16 protein-coding genes and 3 pseudogenes are annotated in these 16,309 nt (G+C 40.2%); 10 read left to right on the forward strand and 9 right to left on the reverse strand.

Features of this window, described 5'->3' with window-relative positions; translation table 11 throughout:
- Positions 1 to 212: 212 nt before the first annotated feature.
- Both IM676_RS02645 and IM676_RS02650 read right to left on the reverse strand, forming a co-directional pair.
- Positions 213 to 422 carry a type II toxin-antitoxin system HicB family antitoxin gene (locus tag IM676_RS02645; RefSeq protein WP_200988853.1) on the reverse strand — a complete coding sequence of 70 codons (210 nt, stop codon included), beginning with the start codon at positions 420 to 422 and terminating at the stop codon, positions 213 to 215.
- A gap of 129 nt (positions 423 to 551) precedes the next feature.
- A complete protein-coding gene (locus tag IM676_RS02650; RefSeq protein ID WP_200986970.1) occupies positions 552 to 782 on the reverse strand; it encodes a type II toxin-antitoxin system Phd/YefM family antitoxin in 231 nt (76 codons plus the stop codon).
- Positions 783 to 953: 171 nt separating this feature from the next.
- Between IM676_RS02650 and IM676_RS02655 the strand changes: the two genes are divergently transcribed.
- Entirely contained in the window at positions 954 to 1,022 is a 69-nt protein-coding gene (locus IM676_RS02655) for a cyanobactin biosynthesis PatC/TenC/TruC family protein (protein WP_225880494.1), read from the forward strand.
- 236 nt (positions 1,023 to 1,258) lie between these two features.
- On the opposite strand, the gene IM676_RS19685 is transcribed toward IM676_RS02655, so the two are convergent.
- On the reverse strand, positions 1,259 to 1,846 hold the full coding sequence (locus tag IM676_RS19685) for a hypothetical protein (RefSeq protein ID WP_225880335.1): 588 nt from the start codon (positions 1,844 to 1,846) through the stop codon (positions 1,259 to 1,261).
- A gap of 50 nt (positions 1,847 to 1,896) precedes the next feature.
- On the opposite strand from IM676_RS19685, the gene IM676_RS02665 reads away from it, so the two are divergent.
- Positions 1,897 to 2,771, forward strand: a protein-coding gene (locus IM676_RS02665; RefSeq protein WP_200986959.1) for an IS630 family transposase whose coding sequence is annotated in 2 segments (ribosomal slippage) — positions 1,897 to 2,226 and positions 2,229 to 2,771 — 873 coding nt in all. Because the reading frame shifts where the segments join, the coding sequence is not laid out codon by codon here.
- A gap of 305 nt (positions 2,772 to 3,076) precedes the next feature.
- Here IM676_RS02665 and IM676_RS02670 read toward each other — a convergent pair.
- Positions 3,077 to 4,222, reverse strand: a complete 1,146-nt coding sequence (locus IM676_RS02670) for a DegT/DnrJ/EryC1/StrS family aminotransferase (RefSeq protein ID WP_200986971.1) — start codon at positions 4,220 to 4,222, stop codon at positions 3,077 to 3,079.
- 189 nt (positions 4,223 to 4,411) lie between these two features.
- Between IM676_RS02670 and IM676_RS02675 the strand changes: the two genes are divergently transcribed.
- Together IM676_RS02675 and IM676_RS02680 are read left to right on the forward strand one after the other, a co-directional pair.
- Positions 4,412 to 5,197: an ABC transporter permease gene (locus IM676_RS02675; protein WP_200986972.1), complete on the forward strand. Its 786-nt coding sequence runs from the start codon at positions 4,412 to 4,414 to the stop codon at positions 5,195 to 5,197.
- A 45-nt stretch (positions 5,198 to 5,242) separates the two neighbouring features.
- Positions 5,243 to 7,084 (forward strand): tetratricopeptide repeat protein, encoded by a 1,842-nt coding sequence (locus IM676_RS02680; RefSeq protein WP_200986973.1) that lies wholly within the window; start codon positions 5,243 to 5,245, stop codon positions 7,082 to 7,084.
- A 33-nt stretch (positions 7,085 to 7,117) separates the two neighbouring features.
- On the opposite strand, the gene IM676_RS02685 is transcribed toward IM676_RS02680, so the two are convergent.
- Both IM676_RS02685 and IM676_RS02690 read right to left on the reverse strand, forming a co-directional pair.
- Positions 7,118 to 8,002 (reverse strand): succinate--CoA ligase subunit alpha, encoded by an 885-nt coding sequence (locus IM676_RS02685; RefSeq protein WP_200986974.1) that lies wholly within the window; start codon positions 8,000 to 8,002, stop codon positions 7,118 to 7,120.
- A gap of 25 nt (positions 8,003 to 8,027) precedes the next feature.
- Positions 8,028 to 8,351, reverse strand: a complete 324-nt coding sequence (locus IM676_RS02690) for a hypothetical protein (RefSeq protein ID WP_200988854.1) — start codon at positions 8,349 to 8,351, stop codon at positions 8,028 to 8,030.
- Positions 8,352 to 8,613: 262 nt separating this feature from the next.
- Between IM676_RS02690 and IM676_RS02695 the strand changes: the two are divergent.
- The 3 genes and pseudogenes from IM676_RS02695 to IM676_RS02705 all read left to right on the forward strand — a co-directional run.
- Positions 8,614 to 9,549: pseudogene (locus tag IM676_RS02695) on the forward strand (IS4 family transposase); the annotation flags it as partial.
- 74 nt (positions 9,550 to 9,623) lie between these two features.
- The gene (locus IM676_RS02700) at positions 9,624 to 9,833 is read left to right on the forward strand and encodes a hypothetical protein (RefSeq protein ID WP_200988855.1); all 210 of its coding nucleotides are present in this window, start codon (positions 9,624 to 9,626) and stop codon (positions 9,831 to 9,833) included.
- Positions 9,834 to 11,039 (forward strand): DUF4336 domain-containing protein, encoded by a 1,206-nt coding sequence (locus IM676_RS02705; RefSeq protein ID WP_200988856.1) that lies wholly within the window; start codon positions 9,834 to 9,836, stop codon positions 11,037 to 11,039.
- An 18-nt stretch (positions 11,040 to 11,057) separates the two neighbouring features.
- On the opposite strand, the gene IM676_RS02710 is transcribed toward IM676_RS02705, so the two are convergent.
- Entirely contained in the window at positions 11,058 to 12,410 is a 1,353-nt protein-coding gene (locus IM676_RS02710) for a helix-hairpin-helix domain-containing protein (protein ID WP_200988857.1), read from the reverse strand.
- Between the two features lie 213 nt (positions 12,411 to 12,623).
- Here IM676_RS02710 and IM676_RS02715 point away from each other — a divergent pair, with 213 nt between their 5' ends.
- The 3 genes from IM676_RS02715 to IM676_RS02725 are packed head-to-tail and all read left to right on the forward strand — an operon-like array spanning position 12,624 to position 13,469.
- Complete coding sequence (locus IM676_RS02715) at positions 12,624 to 12,770, forward strand: hypothetical protein (protein ID WP_200988858.1); 147 nt, start codon at positions 12,624 to 12,626, stop codon at positions 12,768 to 12,770.
- Between the two features lie 34 nt (positions 12,771 to 12,804).
- A complete protein-coding gene (locus IM676_RS02720; protein ID WP_200988859.1) occupies positions 12,805 to 13,065 on the forward strand; it encodes a hypothetical protein in 261 nt (86 codons plus the stop codon).
- On the forward strand, positions 13,062 to 13,469 hold the full coding sequence (locus tag IM676_RS02725) for a type II toxin-antitoxin system VapC family toxin (protein ID WP_200988860.1): 408 nt from the start codon (positions 13,062 to 13,064) through the stop codon (positions 13,467 to 13,469). The genes IM676_RS02720 and IM676_RS02725 overlap by 4 nt, the downstream gene beginning before the upstream one ends.
- Before the next feature lie 149 nt (positions 13,470 to 13,618).
- Here the strand turns inward: IM676_RS02725 and IM676_RS20105 are convergent.
- Together IM676_RS20105 and IM676_RS20110 are read right to left on the reverse strand one after the other, a co-directional pair.
- Positions 13,619 to 13,840 (reverse strand): annotated as a pseudogene (locus IM676_RS20105) (WD40 repeat domain-containing protein); the annotation flags it as partial.
- A gap of 173 nt (positions 13,841 to 14,013) precedes the next feature.
- Positions 14,014 to 15,723, reverse strand: a pseudogene (locus tag IM676_RS20110) (GUN4 domain-containing protein); the annotation flags it as partial.
- Between the last annotated feature and the right edge of the window lie 586 nt (positions 15,724 to 16,309).

Raw genomic sequence — 16,309 nt, forward strand, 5'->3', positions numbered from 1 at the left:
CGGTTACTCAGCGATAGCCTGGGTGGCGTAGCCATAGTCGAAGTACAGGATTTCAGGATTTACAGGATGTTATTTAAATTGTGTCTGTTGGGTTGACGGATGTTACCCAATGTTTCGGTGATTTTGTGATTTAATTTTGTTGGGTTGCGCTGTCGCTTAACCCAACCTACATCTACCCTATCAGATATCATTATTGTCAGATTATGTGTTTTTTAAGCGGTTTTTTTGAGTATCTGCGGCTGTGGTAGAGGCTTACCGATTTGATTATAGCCATACTGCAAATCTTCTAACACTTCCTTAGCATTTTCCAGTGCTTCTTCATAGCTTTCTCCGTGGGTTTTGGCATATTTTCCCCACTCAGGTAAAAAGGCAATATACGCTTGATATTCCTCAGACCATTGAATTAAAATACTATATTTCATAGTTCATCTCTTGTTTCTAAGAGAATGTTTTAAAAGGTATGATTAGTGTATCAAATATTGTTTTACCCCACCCTAACCCTCCCCTTGTAAGGGGAGGGAACTGGATTTGGCAGGTGTCAAGAACAATTTTTATACTTCCTGCCATTCCTCTGTAGTTGGGGTAGTTATATCTTCAAAATACTTAATTTTGCCGCGCATATTCTTAAATAATTCTTCAGTAGTAGGGGTTTGTTGATAGGGAGAAATTCTCACAACGGGGTTACTTCCATCAGTAACTAAAATTTCTTCACCTTGCAATTCTACAAGTTGCAAAAATTCTAGTAAATTAGCTTTTAAGTCATTCTTGTCAACTGTTTTCATATTGTTTGCTCATTTTGATGGGGTAAGGGCTAATAATCAGCTATGTCAGCTACTACGATACTAACAAACCCAAGGAGAAAACCCCAATTATCAAGCCAAAAATCAAATTGAAAAGTTTTTGACTTTTGACTTGTTCATGGGGTGACTTACTCCGCGTCGTCGCCTGCAAAAATGGCTAGACAAAAAGCCCAACAAACTGAACCTGATAAACCTTTCCGTCGTGGTCGCATTTGGTGTTAGTTGTAGATTTGATATCCCTGATTTCTTAAAGAAATTGGGGATAAATAATATCATTACTTATTATTTAATACAATAAAAAAATATTAAACTATTTAACTACACCAAAAGCGAAAGATAAGGCGATCGCATCTATGGCTAAAGGTGCTATTTCCGATATAAAATCTAAATGGTATCAGATCCCCGACTTCTATCATGAGTGATCAATTATGAAGATGATGATCAAAGAAGTCGGGGATCTAGTTTAAATTTCTCACATATTCCCGAAAAACGGAAGATAATGAAAACATGACTTTATCTTCTTTCTGTTTACCTACTAAATACCGTTGTTGTAAAGATTGTAAACCGTTATTAAAATCAACTGAGGATAAATTTAATTTTTGCGTTAAACTTTTTTGTATTAAACTTTGTCTTAATTCTTCTCTGGAAATAGGTTTTTCAAATTTACTCAGTTGTAATACTATTTGTTTTTCTATAGGTGATAAACGGTTAAATTTATCTTGAAAATAAGACTGCATTTGCTGGGTAATATGTAATGTATTTTCTGCTAAAAAATCCGCAACTTCACCATCATAATTTTTGTTGATTACAACGGTAATAGTTTTTAAAAACATCAAGTTACCTGTATATAGCTTGATTAAGTCTAACCAAATATCCTGATTTTTTAAGCCTGTGTTTTGGAGTATTTCGGGATGATTTTTAGAAGAACTACAAAAGGAAGGGCGTGTTGAACTGAGGATGTTTGTCAAGTCATGATTAGTAGTAGGTTGGGTTGAGGAAACGAAACCCAACACCACATATAGCAACCGCCAAGGTAATTTAAGCATAAACTATAAGTAGTCCCTTTTCATGTGAAGCGATCGCTTGCTACAGGTATATGCCCAAGCCGTACAGTTACGACCTTCGTCAAAAAGTAATCCAAGCGATTGAACTCGATGGCTTGAAGAAAACTCAAGCCAGTCAAATGTTTAATATTAGTCGCAACACCATCACCCTATGGTTGAAGCGAAAAACCGAAACGGGGGACTTCCAAGCCTTGCCTAATCAGCGTCCTGGGAATGGTCACAAAATTACCGATTGGGAAAAATTTCGTGAGTTTGCTTCCGTACATGGCGATAAAACCCAAGTAGAGATGGCCTCACTTTGGCCTGAAGAAATTAGCGATCGCACAATCTCAAGAGCTTTGAAAAAAATTGGTTTTACGCGAAAAAAAAGACTTATGGCTACCGTGAGCGCGATGAGGTCAAACGACAGGCTTTCGTAACGCAGTTGTCTGAGTTACCTGTGGAGAAGATTGTATACCTCGATGAGTCAGGAATGGACAACCGAGACCAGTATGATTACGGTTGGAACTCAAAAGGACAGCGCTTCCATGCACTTAAATCAGGTCGTCGTGAAGGTCGGGTGAACATAATTGCCGCGCTGTGTAACCATAAGCTGATAGCTCCTTTCACTGTTGAGGGTGCGTGTAATCGAATAGTATTTGAGACTTGGCTTGAAGCTTGTTTGCTTCCCACACTCAAACCAGGACAGGTTGTGGTGATGGATAATGCCACATTTCATAAAGGTGGGCGCATTCAACAACTGATTCAGTACGCAGGGTGTGAAGTGCTGTACCTACCACCTTATTCTCCAGACCTGAATCAGATTGAAAAATGTTGGTCTTGGTTAAAAAGTCGAATCCGCAAAAAACTTGAGCGGTTTGATTCTTTACGAGATGCCATTGAGGATGTCTTGCTTTTTGCGTCCTAACCTCCTTGGCGGTTGCTATACATTTTCTTATTAGTTTCTGTTGGTGGTTATAGGAGAACTCATTTGATAATACAGATTCAAATTTTCTATCCTCCCAGCTATATTACCAAAGGGTAGAAATCAGCTATTTTTCGGTCTGCTGTCTTAATCCTGCATTGTCCCCACTGGCTGGGGACATGAATCGAATCGAAACCATAGATAGCGGACTTATTTAAGAAGTTCGCTATCTGGGACTTTTTCCATTACTGTTAATTATTTTGGGGATGGGACAGTTTTTTGTCTCCCTCCCCCTGGGTAATACTTCTCTACCCCAAGCTGTCTTTCAGAGCATAAATCACCTGGTCTTGCTGTAACTGTGTCAGTTCTGGGAACATGGGCAAAGATAACACCTGATTACAAACTAACTCAGCTACTGGTAATTGTCCCGGCTGATAGCCTAGATATTGATATACTGGCTGTAAATGTAAAGGATGGGGATAATAAACCATGGAATTTACCCCCCGTTCTTGGAGTTGACTCCGTACCCAGTCTCGGTAGTTGGGGCGCATTATTCCCTCAGTGCTGGAAATGCGAATAGTATACTGATTCCATACACTCAGCCCCCCGGATAGTTCTTGGGGGACAATAATATCTGGAATTTGACTGAGAAACTGCTGGTAATAAGCGGCGATCGCTCGTCGTTGGTGATTCCAAGTATCAAGATAACGGAGTTTAATTTGCAAAATAGCCGCTTGCAGACTATCTAAGCGACTATTTATGCCAATTTCTTCGTAGTAATAGCGATTTTTCTGCCCATGTTCTTTGAGTATCCGTAATTTTGCTGCTAGTTGAGGATCATTGGTAGTAATGGCTCCACCGTCACCGCAACCCCCGAGATTCTTAGTAGGGTAGAAACTAAAGCAGCCAATATCTCCTATGCTACCAACTTTTTGATTATCCCAGGTTGCACCTGTGGCTTGAGCGCAATCTTCAATCACTGCTAAATTGTGAGACTTAGCGATGGCCATAAGTGCTGTCATATCTACCGGTTGACCAAATAAGTGCACCGGGATAATGGCTTTGGTTTGAGGTGTAATGGCTGCGGCTACTTGCTGCAAATCAATATTTAAAGTATTACTGTCAATATCCACAAAAATTGGTGTCGCACCCACCGCGCTAATAACTTCAGCCGTGGCCACAAAGGTAAAGGGTGTGGTAATCACTTCATCACCTGTACCAATTTCCAGAGCTCGTAAAGCTAAATAGAGAGCATCAGTACCTGAGTTACAAGCTATACAATGATTAGTCCCATGATAGGCGGCAAACTGTTGCTCAAAGCTTTCTACTACAGGGCCACCAATATAACGCCCAGAAGTTAAAACTTCTAAAACCGCCGCACTCACTTCTGCTGCAATAGTAGCGTATTGGTGCTGAATATCAAAGGCAGGGACGGAATTTACGCTCTGGATCATAAGTTTTCATTTGCTGTGAAAATACAAAGGATGCACTGGAACAGCCAATTTTGAGGCTCGTTTATTTTTATTAAACAACTTACTCAAGATGTCGCCACGGATACCCATCAAAGGTGGGTTTTTACTGTAATTATTGTATGGTTGAGAATACCATTGTTAAGCAGTCAGTCTGTGGGAGATGAATAACTTATGCAGGATTTAATTAAGCTGGATTTGGTTGATTTAGTGATTGCGGTGGGATTCATGGCCATAGCTATCGGTTTATCTACCTGGGAAAGGTTAGGACTAGAGTTAAACTTAGCTATGGCTACCGGCAGAACTATCTTACAACTACTAGTATTAGGATACGTTTTAGACTTCATCTTTGCTTTGGATAACGTTTGGGGAGTTTTGGCGATTTTAGCAGTAATCTTAACTATTACAGCTATGGTGGCCAGAAATCGCATCAGTGTGAAAATTCCCCAGGTTTTACCTTTGGTATGGGGCGCAATTTTAATTAGTACAGCTTTGACGGTTATTTATACTAACTTCTTGATTATTCAACCAGACAGATGGTATGAACCCCGTTATGTAATTCCTCTAGCAGGGATAGTATTAGGTAATGCTATGAATGCAGCGGCGATCGCCGGGGAACGTCTTGTAAGTACCATGAATTCACAGTCTGTAGAAATAGAAACACACTTGAGCTTAGGTGCAACTCCCCAGCAAGCAGTTAGCCAATACCGGAAACAAGCCATTAGAAGCGCATTTTTACCAACTCTCAATCAAATGATGCTCATGGGTATGGTGGCTATTCCGGGAATCACCACGGGACAGTTAATCGCCGGAATTAGTCCCCTTGACGCTGTATACTACGAAATTGTAATTATCTTTATGGTGGCCATGGCTAACTTGCTGACAAGTATTTTAGTCACCAGAGGATTATATCGTCAGTTCTTTAATTCTGCCGCCCAGTTGGTGACCCCTGGGGATTGATGGCGATTTTGTTAGAATAGGGGTTTACCTTTCCCAGGAGCTAAAGTGTCTGAATCTGTGCCAATACGCGATAGCTATCTCGCTTTAATTGATGAAATTGTGGAATCTACCCTCCAGGGCAAAATTAGCTCTGTAGAAATGGTGTATCAAATATTGCAAAATAAAATTAAGGCGGGAACAGGAGAAATATTTGAACTGGTGTTGAGCGATCGCCTCACTAGCATTCAAAGCCAAGTGGATACCCAAACAGATGAACTGAAAAAAGCCAAAGCCAACCGCAAATTGAGAGCGGTGAAAACTATTCAAACTCAATGGCAAAGATATTCCCAGCACTATCAAACCACAGAAGCGATCGCCAGCGCAATTAAAGAAATTACCACGGCCGCTACAGATGAACGTCTGACGATTTTTTTACGTGTTATCGACCCCAATCAAAAGCAACCACTAAATATACAGTCAACAAAGCAGTTAGCCAGTGGGTTACAACAATTTGCTCAAGTAGATACCGACTTACAGGAAATCTCCCAGGGAATTACCCGCGGTTTAGCTAATTGGGAACGACTGCAAGAACACTTAGTCAGCTGGATGTATGAAAGCAATCAACAATTAGGTTTTGGTGGCGTTCCCACAGAAACTGGCCCTTGGGCAACTTGGGCAAAGCAGGTTAATAGTAATGTATGTCAAGCACTGTTTCGCGCCCTAGCCAGGGAACAATCTGTCTGGGAATTTGCACAACAGCAAGGCAGTATCAGCCTGAGTGACTGGGTAGAACTAGGATTAATTTTACAATACCTGCAACGAGGTTTAGTTAACTGGTTCGACCAACAGGCTTACAACGTCCAAGCAGGATCAAAGTTGTCCATTTCTACATTCTTAACCTTTGCAGTCATTTGGAGCCAGTTAGCAACTGGTTTTGATCATCAACCCATGTACAGTCATGGCTGCTCTCAAGTTATGCTCCAGAACCTGCGCAACTTTGCCCAGCGTCCCTATTTTCCCCTGTATGGTGGCATTTTTGCCTCTTTTTCTGGTGGTTACTTACGGGATGCTTTGGATTATCTGGATGAACCACTGCGACGAGTAGAGGGAAATCAGCAAAAAGCTAGAATTCTTACCCTTTTAGGCTATTCACAACGGGCTTTAGGACAATATCAGCGTTCTATTGCGTTTCACCAGCAAGCACTGGAGATCGCTAGAAACGCCGGTGACCTCCCCTGTGAACTCGCCAATCTCAACCACCTGAGTCGTACCTATGTACAACAGAAAAATTATGCTCAGGCCATTAACTACAGTCAAAGAGCATTAATGCTCAGTCGCCAAGGAGGGGAAAGGACAGCACAAGCCAATGCGCTGGTAAATTTAGGTTACAGCCAAGTTATGGAGGCGCAACAGCTAGAACAAGTAGAAACAGAGGTTTATGAAACAGCTATTAATTATTTAGAACAAGGGTTAAAGTTATCAGAACAATTAGGCGATATTCAAAGTAAAGCTCTATGTTTTAGTAGCTTAGGTATTGCCTATTTAGTTATCGGTCAATCATCCGCGGCAATTCCCTATTTAGAAAATGGGTTTAATACAGCCCAAGTTGCTGGAGATTTATATCTCCAAGGTCGGAATTTAGCTTACTTATCTGAAGCTTATTATAACTTACAAAACTCAGAAAAAGCTATTTATACTGGTAGCTTAGGAATGTATCTATTAAAGCAAATTGCTTCTAGTGAATGGCGACAAATAGCTGGTTTACTGACAATTTTACAGGGACAAATTGGAGGGGAAGCTTTCCAAGAGCTACTAAAGCAACATCGCCCTAAAATGATGGCGATTATTGGTGTAGATGGATATGATTACATCCCCCACCTGTTAGCAGAATACCAAGACAATATGTAGAAGGGGGTGGGATTGGCTTCTATTGGCTGTAACTCAAGACTTGATCGCCTTTTGCACCAATTCTGGAATCAGAGAAAGACGTTCAGCAACAGTCACTTTTGCGGCTTCAAAAGCAGCTAATTTACTTTGTGCTGTGCCAAAATTAGGTTCACGTCCAATCACCGTCGCCAAAGTTCCAGTTTGTCGCCAATTTTTTGGTCTTGGTGCGTGTCTACCTGCAATGTAAGCAATGACTGGTTTATCAATGGCTTCAGCAATATACTTTGCTGCTGCTTCTTCACTATCACCACCTGGTTGACCGACTAAAACGATCGCTTGTGTAGTTTCATCTTCATCGAGAATTTGCAGCCATTGCAGAAAGGATGAACCGACGATCGCATCACTACCAATACTGACACTAATGGATTGCCCTAAACCAGCTTTAGTTAGTTCCCAAGCAACCTCGTATGTGAGGGTACTGCTGCGGCTAACGATACCAACCGCTCCTGGTCTATATAATTCACTAGGTTGAGTACCCAAAAGGATTTTCCCCGGTACAATAATTCCCGGACTGTTGGGACCTACTATTAAGGTTTCACCTGCTTCTGACTGACGCAGTAATTGCACCATATCCAAAGGTGGCACCCCACCTGAAATGATGATAATCTGACTGATATGAGAGGCGATCGCTTCTAATGCTGCATCTAAAACTTGGTACGGATGTACGCATATAATCGCTGTATCAATTACGCCGAATTCCTCTACTACCTCCTCTACTAAGTCGAAGATCGGCAGATTGTAGAATTGCTGTCCACCACATCCGGGATTGACACCTGCAACCAAATTTGTACCGTAAGCTTGCATTTGAGCAATATGATTTGCTGAAATCAACTCAGAAAAGCCCTGAATTAATACCTTGCTATCTGGTGTTAAGTTCATAAAACATTATTAGTAGCTTGAGCAATTATCCTCTGGTCAAACTCACAGATGCTGCCACTGCCTCATCTAAATTTTCCAGTACTATCAGAGCATCAGGTTTAGTATTTAATCCCCCTAACAATTGTTTCGCCTCGGCGAACTCAGATCCCGCAATGCGGACAACCAAAGACGGAAAATGTTCACCTCGGGGGGTTCTGCTACTACAAGTTCCAGTTGTTGATTTCACCTCATGTTTTTCCTGCTGTACAAAATTGCTGATGATTCGGGCCACTTCCTTGATCTCGGTTATCCCACCGATGAGGTTTATTAGTATAACTTGAACACTTTTGTCAGCAGCTAAAATATTCAAACCTGCTTTTTGTTTCTTACCCTTGCCTTTTTTAGCTTTACTGGTCTAGGACTTACGCATTGACAAAAAATATGATCTATGATATCTAGATCATGCGATCGCTATTAAGATTAGCAAAAATATGCTCACGTACAACTAAAGTAAACAGATTCCGTTGTATTTCATACCACAAGTGTTGAATGTTAAGAAAGAGGGTATAAAAATTGCCCAAAATATATTAAAATTTGGGCTAGCTATCTAAAAGGTATTGTTTAATGACGATTACGTGGAGTGTTGGCTAGCTTATGCACTGGATAATAGCTTAACGAGTATGCGGGATTTATTTAAAAGATTAAATCATACAGGGTTTAGCGTGAATATTGGCACATTCTCCAAAGCCAACACACATCGAAGCCAAGAACCATTCCAAAAAATATATCAGCAATTAAATCAATTAATTCAGAAAAAAGCCCAGAAGAAGTTACATAATAAATACGCAATATGTCCAATTGATTCAACCGTCATCACATTGACAAGTAAATTACTATGGGTGTTAGGTCATCACCAAGTAAAGCTTTTTAGTTCTCTCAATCTTGCCACGGGAATTCCAGAGGATAATTTCATCAATTTTGGGCATAAACATGATTATAAGTTTGGCTCAAAAATGATGTCTAAATTGCCAGCAGATGCTGTTGGAGTAATGGATAGGGGCTTCGCCGGATTAAATTTTATCGACGAATTAAACCAAGCTAGTAAGTATTTTGTTTTACGAATAAAAAATAATTGGAAACTAGAGCCTGATTCAGAAACTGGACTAGTAAAAATTGGTTCAGCTAAAGATGCTAAAGCTTATAGAGTGATTAATTTTTGTGACTTAGAAACTGAAGTAGAATTCCGGTTGGTTACTAATTTACCAGCCGATGGAGAAGCACCAGTGACAGATGAAGATATCCGGGATATTTATCGCTGTCGATGGGGAGTCGAACTGTTATGGAAGTTCTTAAAGATGCACTTGAAGCTGGATAAATTAATTACTAAAAATGTGAATGGTATTGCGATTCAACTGTATGCAAGTCTCATCGCTTATCTAATTTTAGGACTCGTCTCTATTCCTAAAGAATGGGGTGATAAGTTATTAGATAAATTTCGCTATCTCCAAGCCTGTATGTGTCAACAAATCAGTTACGTCCATTGGATGGAAGATATTATGCTATGTTGACATTTTCACCCTTGATAAGACTACTATACAGAATTATGTAAAGTTTTGTAAAGACATTCAACATTTCTGCTATTATGTTATTAGCGGCTTTTACTATTGCCGCCCTCATTGTCACCCAACACCAAGACTTTGCCTATACAGGAGTCACAGTTTGGGCATTGGTGGCGATCGCAATCAAGCACTGGCAAAATTCTTTACTGAGAAACCTGGCACTAATTTTCGCCATAGCCTTAGTGGCAATAATCACAATTAACAGTGTAAAACCTCAACGTCCACAGACATAAATGGAACAACCCAGTACTCATCCCCGAGATTGGTCATGGCACTTCTGGCCCGCTGTACCTCTATATCCCTACGGTAAACGGCGGACAATTTGCTCAGAAATAGTCAAAGATACTATCTGGACATTCGATCAGCTTCAAGGCATTCTTTACACTGTTGTGCCCATTCGGATGACTGTGGTGAAACTTGCACGGGGAGGTCTTCTGGTTTACGCCCCAGTTGCTCCCACTCCTGAATGTGTCCGCCTCGTTAACAACTTAGTCACACAACACGGCGATGTTAAATACATCATTCTACCCACTAGCTCCGGTCTAGAACATAAGGTTTTTGTTGGTCCTTTTGCTCGCCGCTTCCCCCAAGCACAGGTTTTTGTTGCGCCCCATCAATGGAGTTTCCCCATCAATTTACCCCTGAGTTGGCTGGGTTTTCCCCCAGAACGCACTCAGGTACTTCCAGAAGATAGTAGTGACAGTCCTTTTGCTGATGAGTTTGATTATCAGGTGCTGGATATCAACTTGGGACGCGGTTCATTTGTAGAAGTGGCATTTTTTCACAAGCGATCGCACACCCTACTTCTGACTGACTCCATACTGTCCATACCCGAAGAACCACCCCCAATCAACCAGTTAGACCCTTACCCCTTACTATTCCATGCTCGGGATCATGGAGGGGAAGCCATCACAGATCATCCAGAAAATCGCCGCAAAGGATGGCAACGTATTTCACTATTTGCAGTCTACTTTAGTCCTCATTCCTTAGAAACCACTGGATTAGGCAAAATGCTGCGCGATGCTTTCCAAGCACCAGACCATTCACCAAAAGCTTACTTTGGTTTATTTCCCTTTCGGTGGCGAGAGGATTGGCAAAAGTCTTTCTATATGCTCCAAGGTAATGGACGCCCGTTTGTAGCCCCCATCCTCCAAGTTCTCATTTTACCCCAAGCACCTCAACAAGTCCTCAAGTGGGCTGAACAAGTAGCAACCTGGGATTTTCGCCAGATTATTGCTTGTCATTTTGATTCGCCTATTAAAGCCAGTCCCCATGAATTCCGCCAAGCATTCGATTTTCTCCACAAGCAACCCGCTTTCAGCGAAGATTCTGGAAACCTAAACCAGCCCCTGTCCCCCGAAGATATGCAATTCATCAGGGAAATTGAGGCAAATCTCCTCAAGCAAGGCATTGCCAAACCTCCTCAAGAGAAAATATAATTCTAAATTCCACAGATGTTAACTACCTGTGAGTGATTTTAGATGTGCGCTAAATCTAGCATTTTGCAAGGCTTGCACTGTACCGCGAGAATCTTGGACGCAATATTGCCAACCGAAGCGAACCAATTCCCGAGAAGTTTCTGATTGTATAATTCCCACCACCGGGGTTTTTGCCCTTTCTTTGTCCCCTGAATGTTCTTGTAAAATCGTCCTTAAATTATGCATGGTTTGGATGTCACTTACTTGTTGCGGATTCAGTTCCACCATTACCATTTGTACCTGCTCAACTTTTTCTATGTCCTCAACAATCAGTTGATTTTGATCATCCCGCCGATCTACTTTACCCCAGACAATTAACCTCGCATCAACTTCGAGTTGCTCACTGATACGTTCATAGGTTTTGGCAAAAACCACCGCTTCCGATTGTCCAGTTAAATCCTCTATTTGTAAAATTGCCATTTGGTCGCCTTTCTTAGTCATCACTTTTTTGACATTGTTCAGCATGACCACTGCACAAACTTTCGTATCTTTTGTTTGTTCTTTAAATTGTGAAAGGTTAATCGGAGTGAGCAGCGATGCTGCTGGCTTTAAGGACTTCAATGGGTGATCTGATACATAAAAACCCAGTAATTCTTTTTCCATACGTAACTTTTCCTGGGGCATCAAATCAGCCACAGGTTCAGCTTTGGGAACCGTTTCAAAACTATTATTCCCTGTTTGCTTACTGGTATTATTACTAGTACCTAAGTAATCAAAAAGATTCCCCTGACCTATAGCCCTATCTTTGGCTCGGGATTGCGCCCAATCATAAACTAGTTCTAAATCACAGATTAATTGGTGACGATTTGGTTGAATTTTATCGAAAGCTCCACACTGAATCAAAGATTCTACAGTCCGCCGGTTAATGGCACGCAAATCCACGCGATCGCAAAAATCAGCTAGGGACTTAAAATCACCCCCCTCATCTCTTGCAGACAAAATACAGGCGATCGCATTTTGTCCCACATTCCGCACTGCTGTAAATCCAAATAATAAAATCTTTCCATCTATCGGTGTAAAATCCAGACCAGAACGATTAATATCAGGGGCATCTATTGTAATCCCCATATTAGAGCAGTTATTAATATACTTCTGCACCTTATCCGTATCGCCACTGTTCGCCGTCAACAGTGCCGCCATATACTCCAATGGATAATTAGCTTTTAAATACGCAGTTTGATAAGTTACATATCCATAGGCAGTGGAATGAGACTTATTGAAACAATTAGAGGCTATCAGACCATTTTTAATCACAAAATTATGGTCACCCTCAACCCCAATATCATAAACATTTTCTCGACCTACAAATTTACGTCCAGTGATTTTGACCATTTTTACCCACCCATCATGTATACCCAGTTTAAGGTGTTGGTGCTTTTGAAGTTTAACACTACTTGATCTTTGAGTGGTTTTCTGTAGCTCTGATTTCTGCTGCTTCTAGGGGCGATCGCATTTCATCAACTGCAATCAGCTATTACTTGGGCTAAGTGATTTGAAATCATCCCAGAAACGTTTAAATCTTCTACTACTATTTTTGCGTGGTTTTTGCATAAGGAAGATGGGAAGACGGAGGAGGAGTTTATTGAGGAGATTTTAGGGTTAAATCAGGAGTTGGAAAAGTTAAATCAAGAGGTGCATTTGTTAGAGGGGATTATTGCACATAATATTAAAGAGATTGCGGGGGATAATTAGGTTATCATTAAGTACAGAGTAAAGGAATAAATCTATGAATACTCGTGAAGTTGTGGTTAATAAGTTACAACAATTACCAGATCCTCTGGTATCGAGGGTAGATGAGTTTATTGATTTCTTGATTGCACAACAGCAAAATCAAGCAGTTAATGTTCAATCTTCAGAATCTTTAACCGATAGGTGGAAGCGGTGGTTTGAAAAGGTTGATCAATTATCTATATTAAATCATGAACCGCAGAATGAGTATCAACAACGTTTGCTGGCAAAATATCGTCAGCAGGGTTTAGAGTTATGATTCTGTGTGATGCAGGAGTTTTGCTTTGTTTAGTAGATTGCACACAACCGCAACATCAAATTTATAAAAATCTGGTGATGCGTGTCAGTAAACCTATGGTGACAACTTGGGCTTGTTTGACTGAGGCGATGTATCTTTCTCTTCATAGAGGCGGTTGGGTGATGCAAAAACAACTGGGGCAAATGCTTTTAGACGGTTTGCTCACTATCTATGAAATTCAATCTAGTGATTATAATCGGTTGTTTGTATTAATGGAGAAATATCAAGATAGACCAATGGATTTGGCTGATGCTACTTTGGTATTGACCGCGGAGAAAACTGGTTTTTATCAAATTCTTACTATTGATTCTGATTTTTTATTTTATAGAATTAATAATCATATAAGTTTTGAGATTATTAAATAATGATGAGAATTTTTCAGGGGATTATTGCCCATAATATTATAGTACTTACGCAAGATGTGGCTGAAAACCCTATTTTTGCCTAGGGCCAATTCATGAATTGCCCCTACTTTCGTGACCTTCTTTAATATTACCTACTAATGAAGTATTAATTAAGTTTTATTATCCACACTCCCAGAGGCTAAGGTGCGACAATCGGGGCTGAAGGCTATTGACCAAACGTAATTTGAATGTCCGGTGAGGGTGGCGATTTCCTCTTGGGTGGCGACATCCCACAGTTTGATGGTCTTATCCCTACTCCCAGAAGCTAAGGTGCGACCATCCGGGCTGAAGGCTACTGAATAAACCTAATATGAATGTCCAGTGAGGGTATATTCTAACTCCCATGATGTTAGTGATTTTTGTGCTTGATAAGCGTTTACAGACTCAATTAACTTGCCATACTTAGAGTACAGGAGATTATAAGCCGCATCCTTGACATCGGCTGATTCGTCTCTGGTTAAAGCTTGGAGAAGTAAGTTAACCCCACCATCATCAAGTGTTGGTGCTAATTATCTTCAGATAAAGTTAAAGCTTTTATATTGTGCCAATCATCTCTTTCTAGTATTGGTTTCAAATAAGATTTGACAATAAAACCTTTGTGCTTTTCATATTTATGAAACCAAAAAGCAGGTAGATGTCCTTTGGGTGATTGATCAAGTTCAAAAACTAATTCATCATAGTCTTTCCAACTAAACGCACCAATACCTAAAAATGCTTCTCCACGCCAACCTAATGCTTCTCCAAACTTACCAATTTCTTTATTGATATCAGATTGATGAAAAATATCTCTTTGGACTTGGAAACCAAACTTACCTTGACTGTAATGATACCATAACTGATTAATTTGATTGATATCTTTGGTAAATATCTTGCTAGTGTCGTCTTTAATCTCTCTATTTAATAACTCTGAAATTATATATTCTGTTTCTGCATCTGCTTCTCTCCATTTCTTTTCTGCTAGTAGACACTCTAAAAGTTCATAGGTAATTTCAGGGAAAGCAATGGAAATTTCTACTATTAATTTTTGTTTGACAGTTGCTTCTGATACATCATCTGGGAAGTAATCATCTCTTTCTCGACGCAATTTATTAAGTAAATCATCTGGAGGAATGAGACTAAATTCAAATTTATCTTTATATTCATAATAGAAACAAGCCACATGACCTAGACCATAAATCATTAAGGCTTTAATACCCACTTTTAGTATTTTATTAATGTAACCCAACTTTAACCAATCTATTCCTATATCTATTATTTTTTCTCCTGAGAAAATAAAGCCAAATATAAATAAAGCTTCTTGTTTTCTTTCGGGAGCATCCATATTAAATCCATAAATCTCTGCGATTTGATAAACCATTTCTGCCCCTAATTTGGCTATTTTTGGTATATCAATCCCCTCTGCTCCTAATCCATCTAAAATATTATTAACCGTTGCTACCACATCTCCAATTAATTCTAATCCTGCTGCTTGTAAGGATTTATGAATAATTAGTCTCTGTGCTATTTCACGGGGAGTTTTATGTCGGACTCTTGTGATTAATCTTGTAACTGATTCACCAGCTGCGGTGAAATTAATATCACAAATAGATTCAGCAATCCATTCTGTTAAATCTTCCCAAGCATCATTATTTGCTGCATTTTTTAGCTCAGATAATTCAGGATTTTGATCTACCTGTTCATAACCATCATCCTGTTCATCATCATCATCCTGTTCATAACCATCATCCTGTTCATCATCATCATCCTGTTCATAACCATCTACCTGTTCATAACCATCATCCTGTTCATCGCCATCATCCTGTTCATCACCTTTATCATTGTTGTCAGATAAATTCCTTTGCCAAATATTGATGGTTTCATCATCACTCCCAGAAGCTAAGGTACGACCATCCGGGCTGAAGGCTACTGAATTAACATACTCTGAATGTCCGGTGATGGTGGCGATTTCCTCTTGGGTTGCTACATCCCACAGTTTGATGGTCTTATCCCTACTCCCAGAAGCTAAGGTGCGACCATCCGGGCTGAAGGCTACTGAATTAACATACTCTGAATGTCCGGTGATGGTGGCGATTAACCGCCGGGTGAGAGTAGCGATTGACCGCCGGATGGCGACATCCCACAGTTTGACGGTGTTATCCCCACTCCCAGAAGCTAAGGTTTGACCATCCGGGCTGAAGGCTACTGAATAAACGTAATCTGAATGTCCGGTGAGGGTATAGTTCAACCAGGGTAAGTGCATCTTAATAACCCTTGACAAAATTAACTTTATGTGATTTGCCTACCCAGATGGCGATTCAGGTATATTTGAGTAGAATTTGCGATCTTAATTGTTAAGCAACAATCGACTAAATATGAATAGTTTGTAACTATTCTGATTGACTGGTAGCATTTGAAATGCCTACACAGCAAGCAGATCAGAAAATTTGACAATTATCTCTCAGAGGATGTTTGATCAGTTTTCAACAGGTAATTTTTATTTTAGGGAACAGGGAATAGGGAATGGGGAACACACCGACCACACCAAAACAATAAAATCCAGTTCCCTCCCCTTGTAAGGGGAGGGTTAGGGTGGGGTAAAACAATAGTTGATACACTAATCATGACTTGACAAACATCCTCTCAAACTTACTTATCACCTAAATCCTGTTGAGATGTAGCAGCATCTGGGAATCCGTGCAAAATTTGCTTGACATTTGCCATAATTTATACCATTTATTGTGTGGGATGATTGGGGATTTACAACTACTGCGCAGCCATAAATCTAGTAACAGTGCGTAGCGTCAATGTTACTGAAAACTAAT

The organism is Anabaenopsis elenkinii CCIBt3563 (assembly GCF_015245355.1).
Lineage (GTDB): Bacteria > Cyanobacteriota > Cyanobacteriia > Cyanobacteriales > Nostocaceae > Anabaenopsis > Anabaenopsis elenkinii.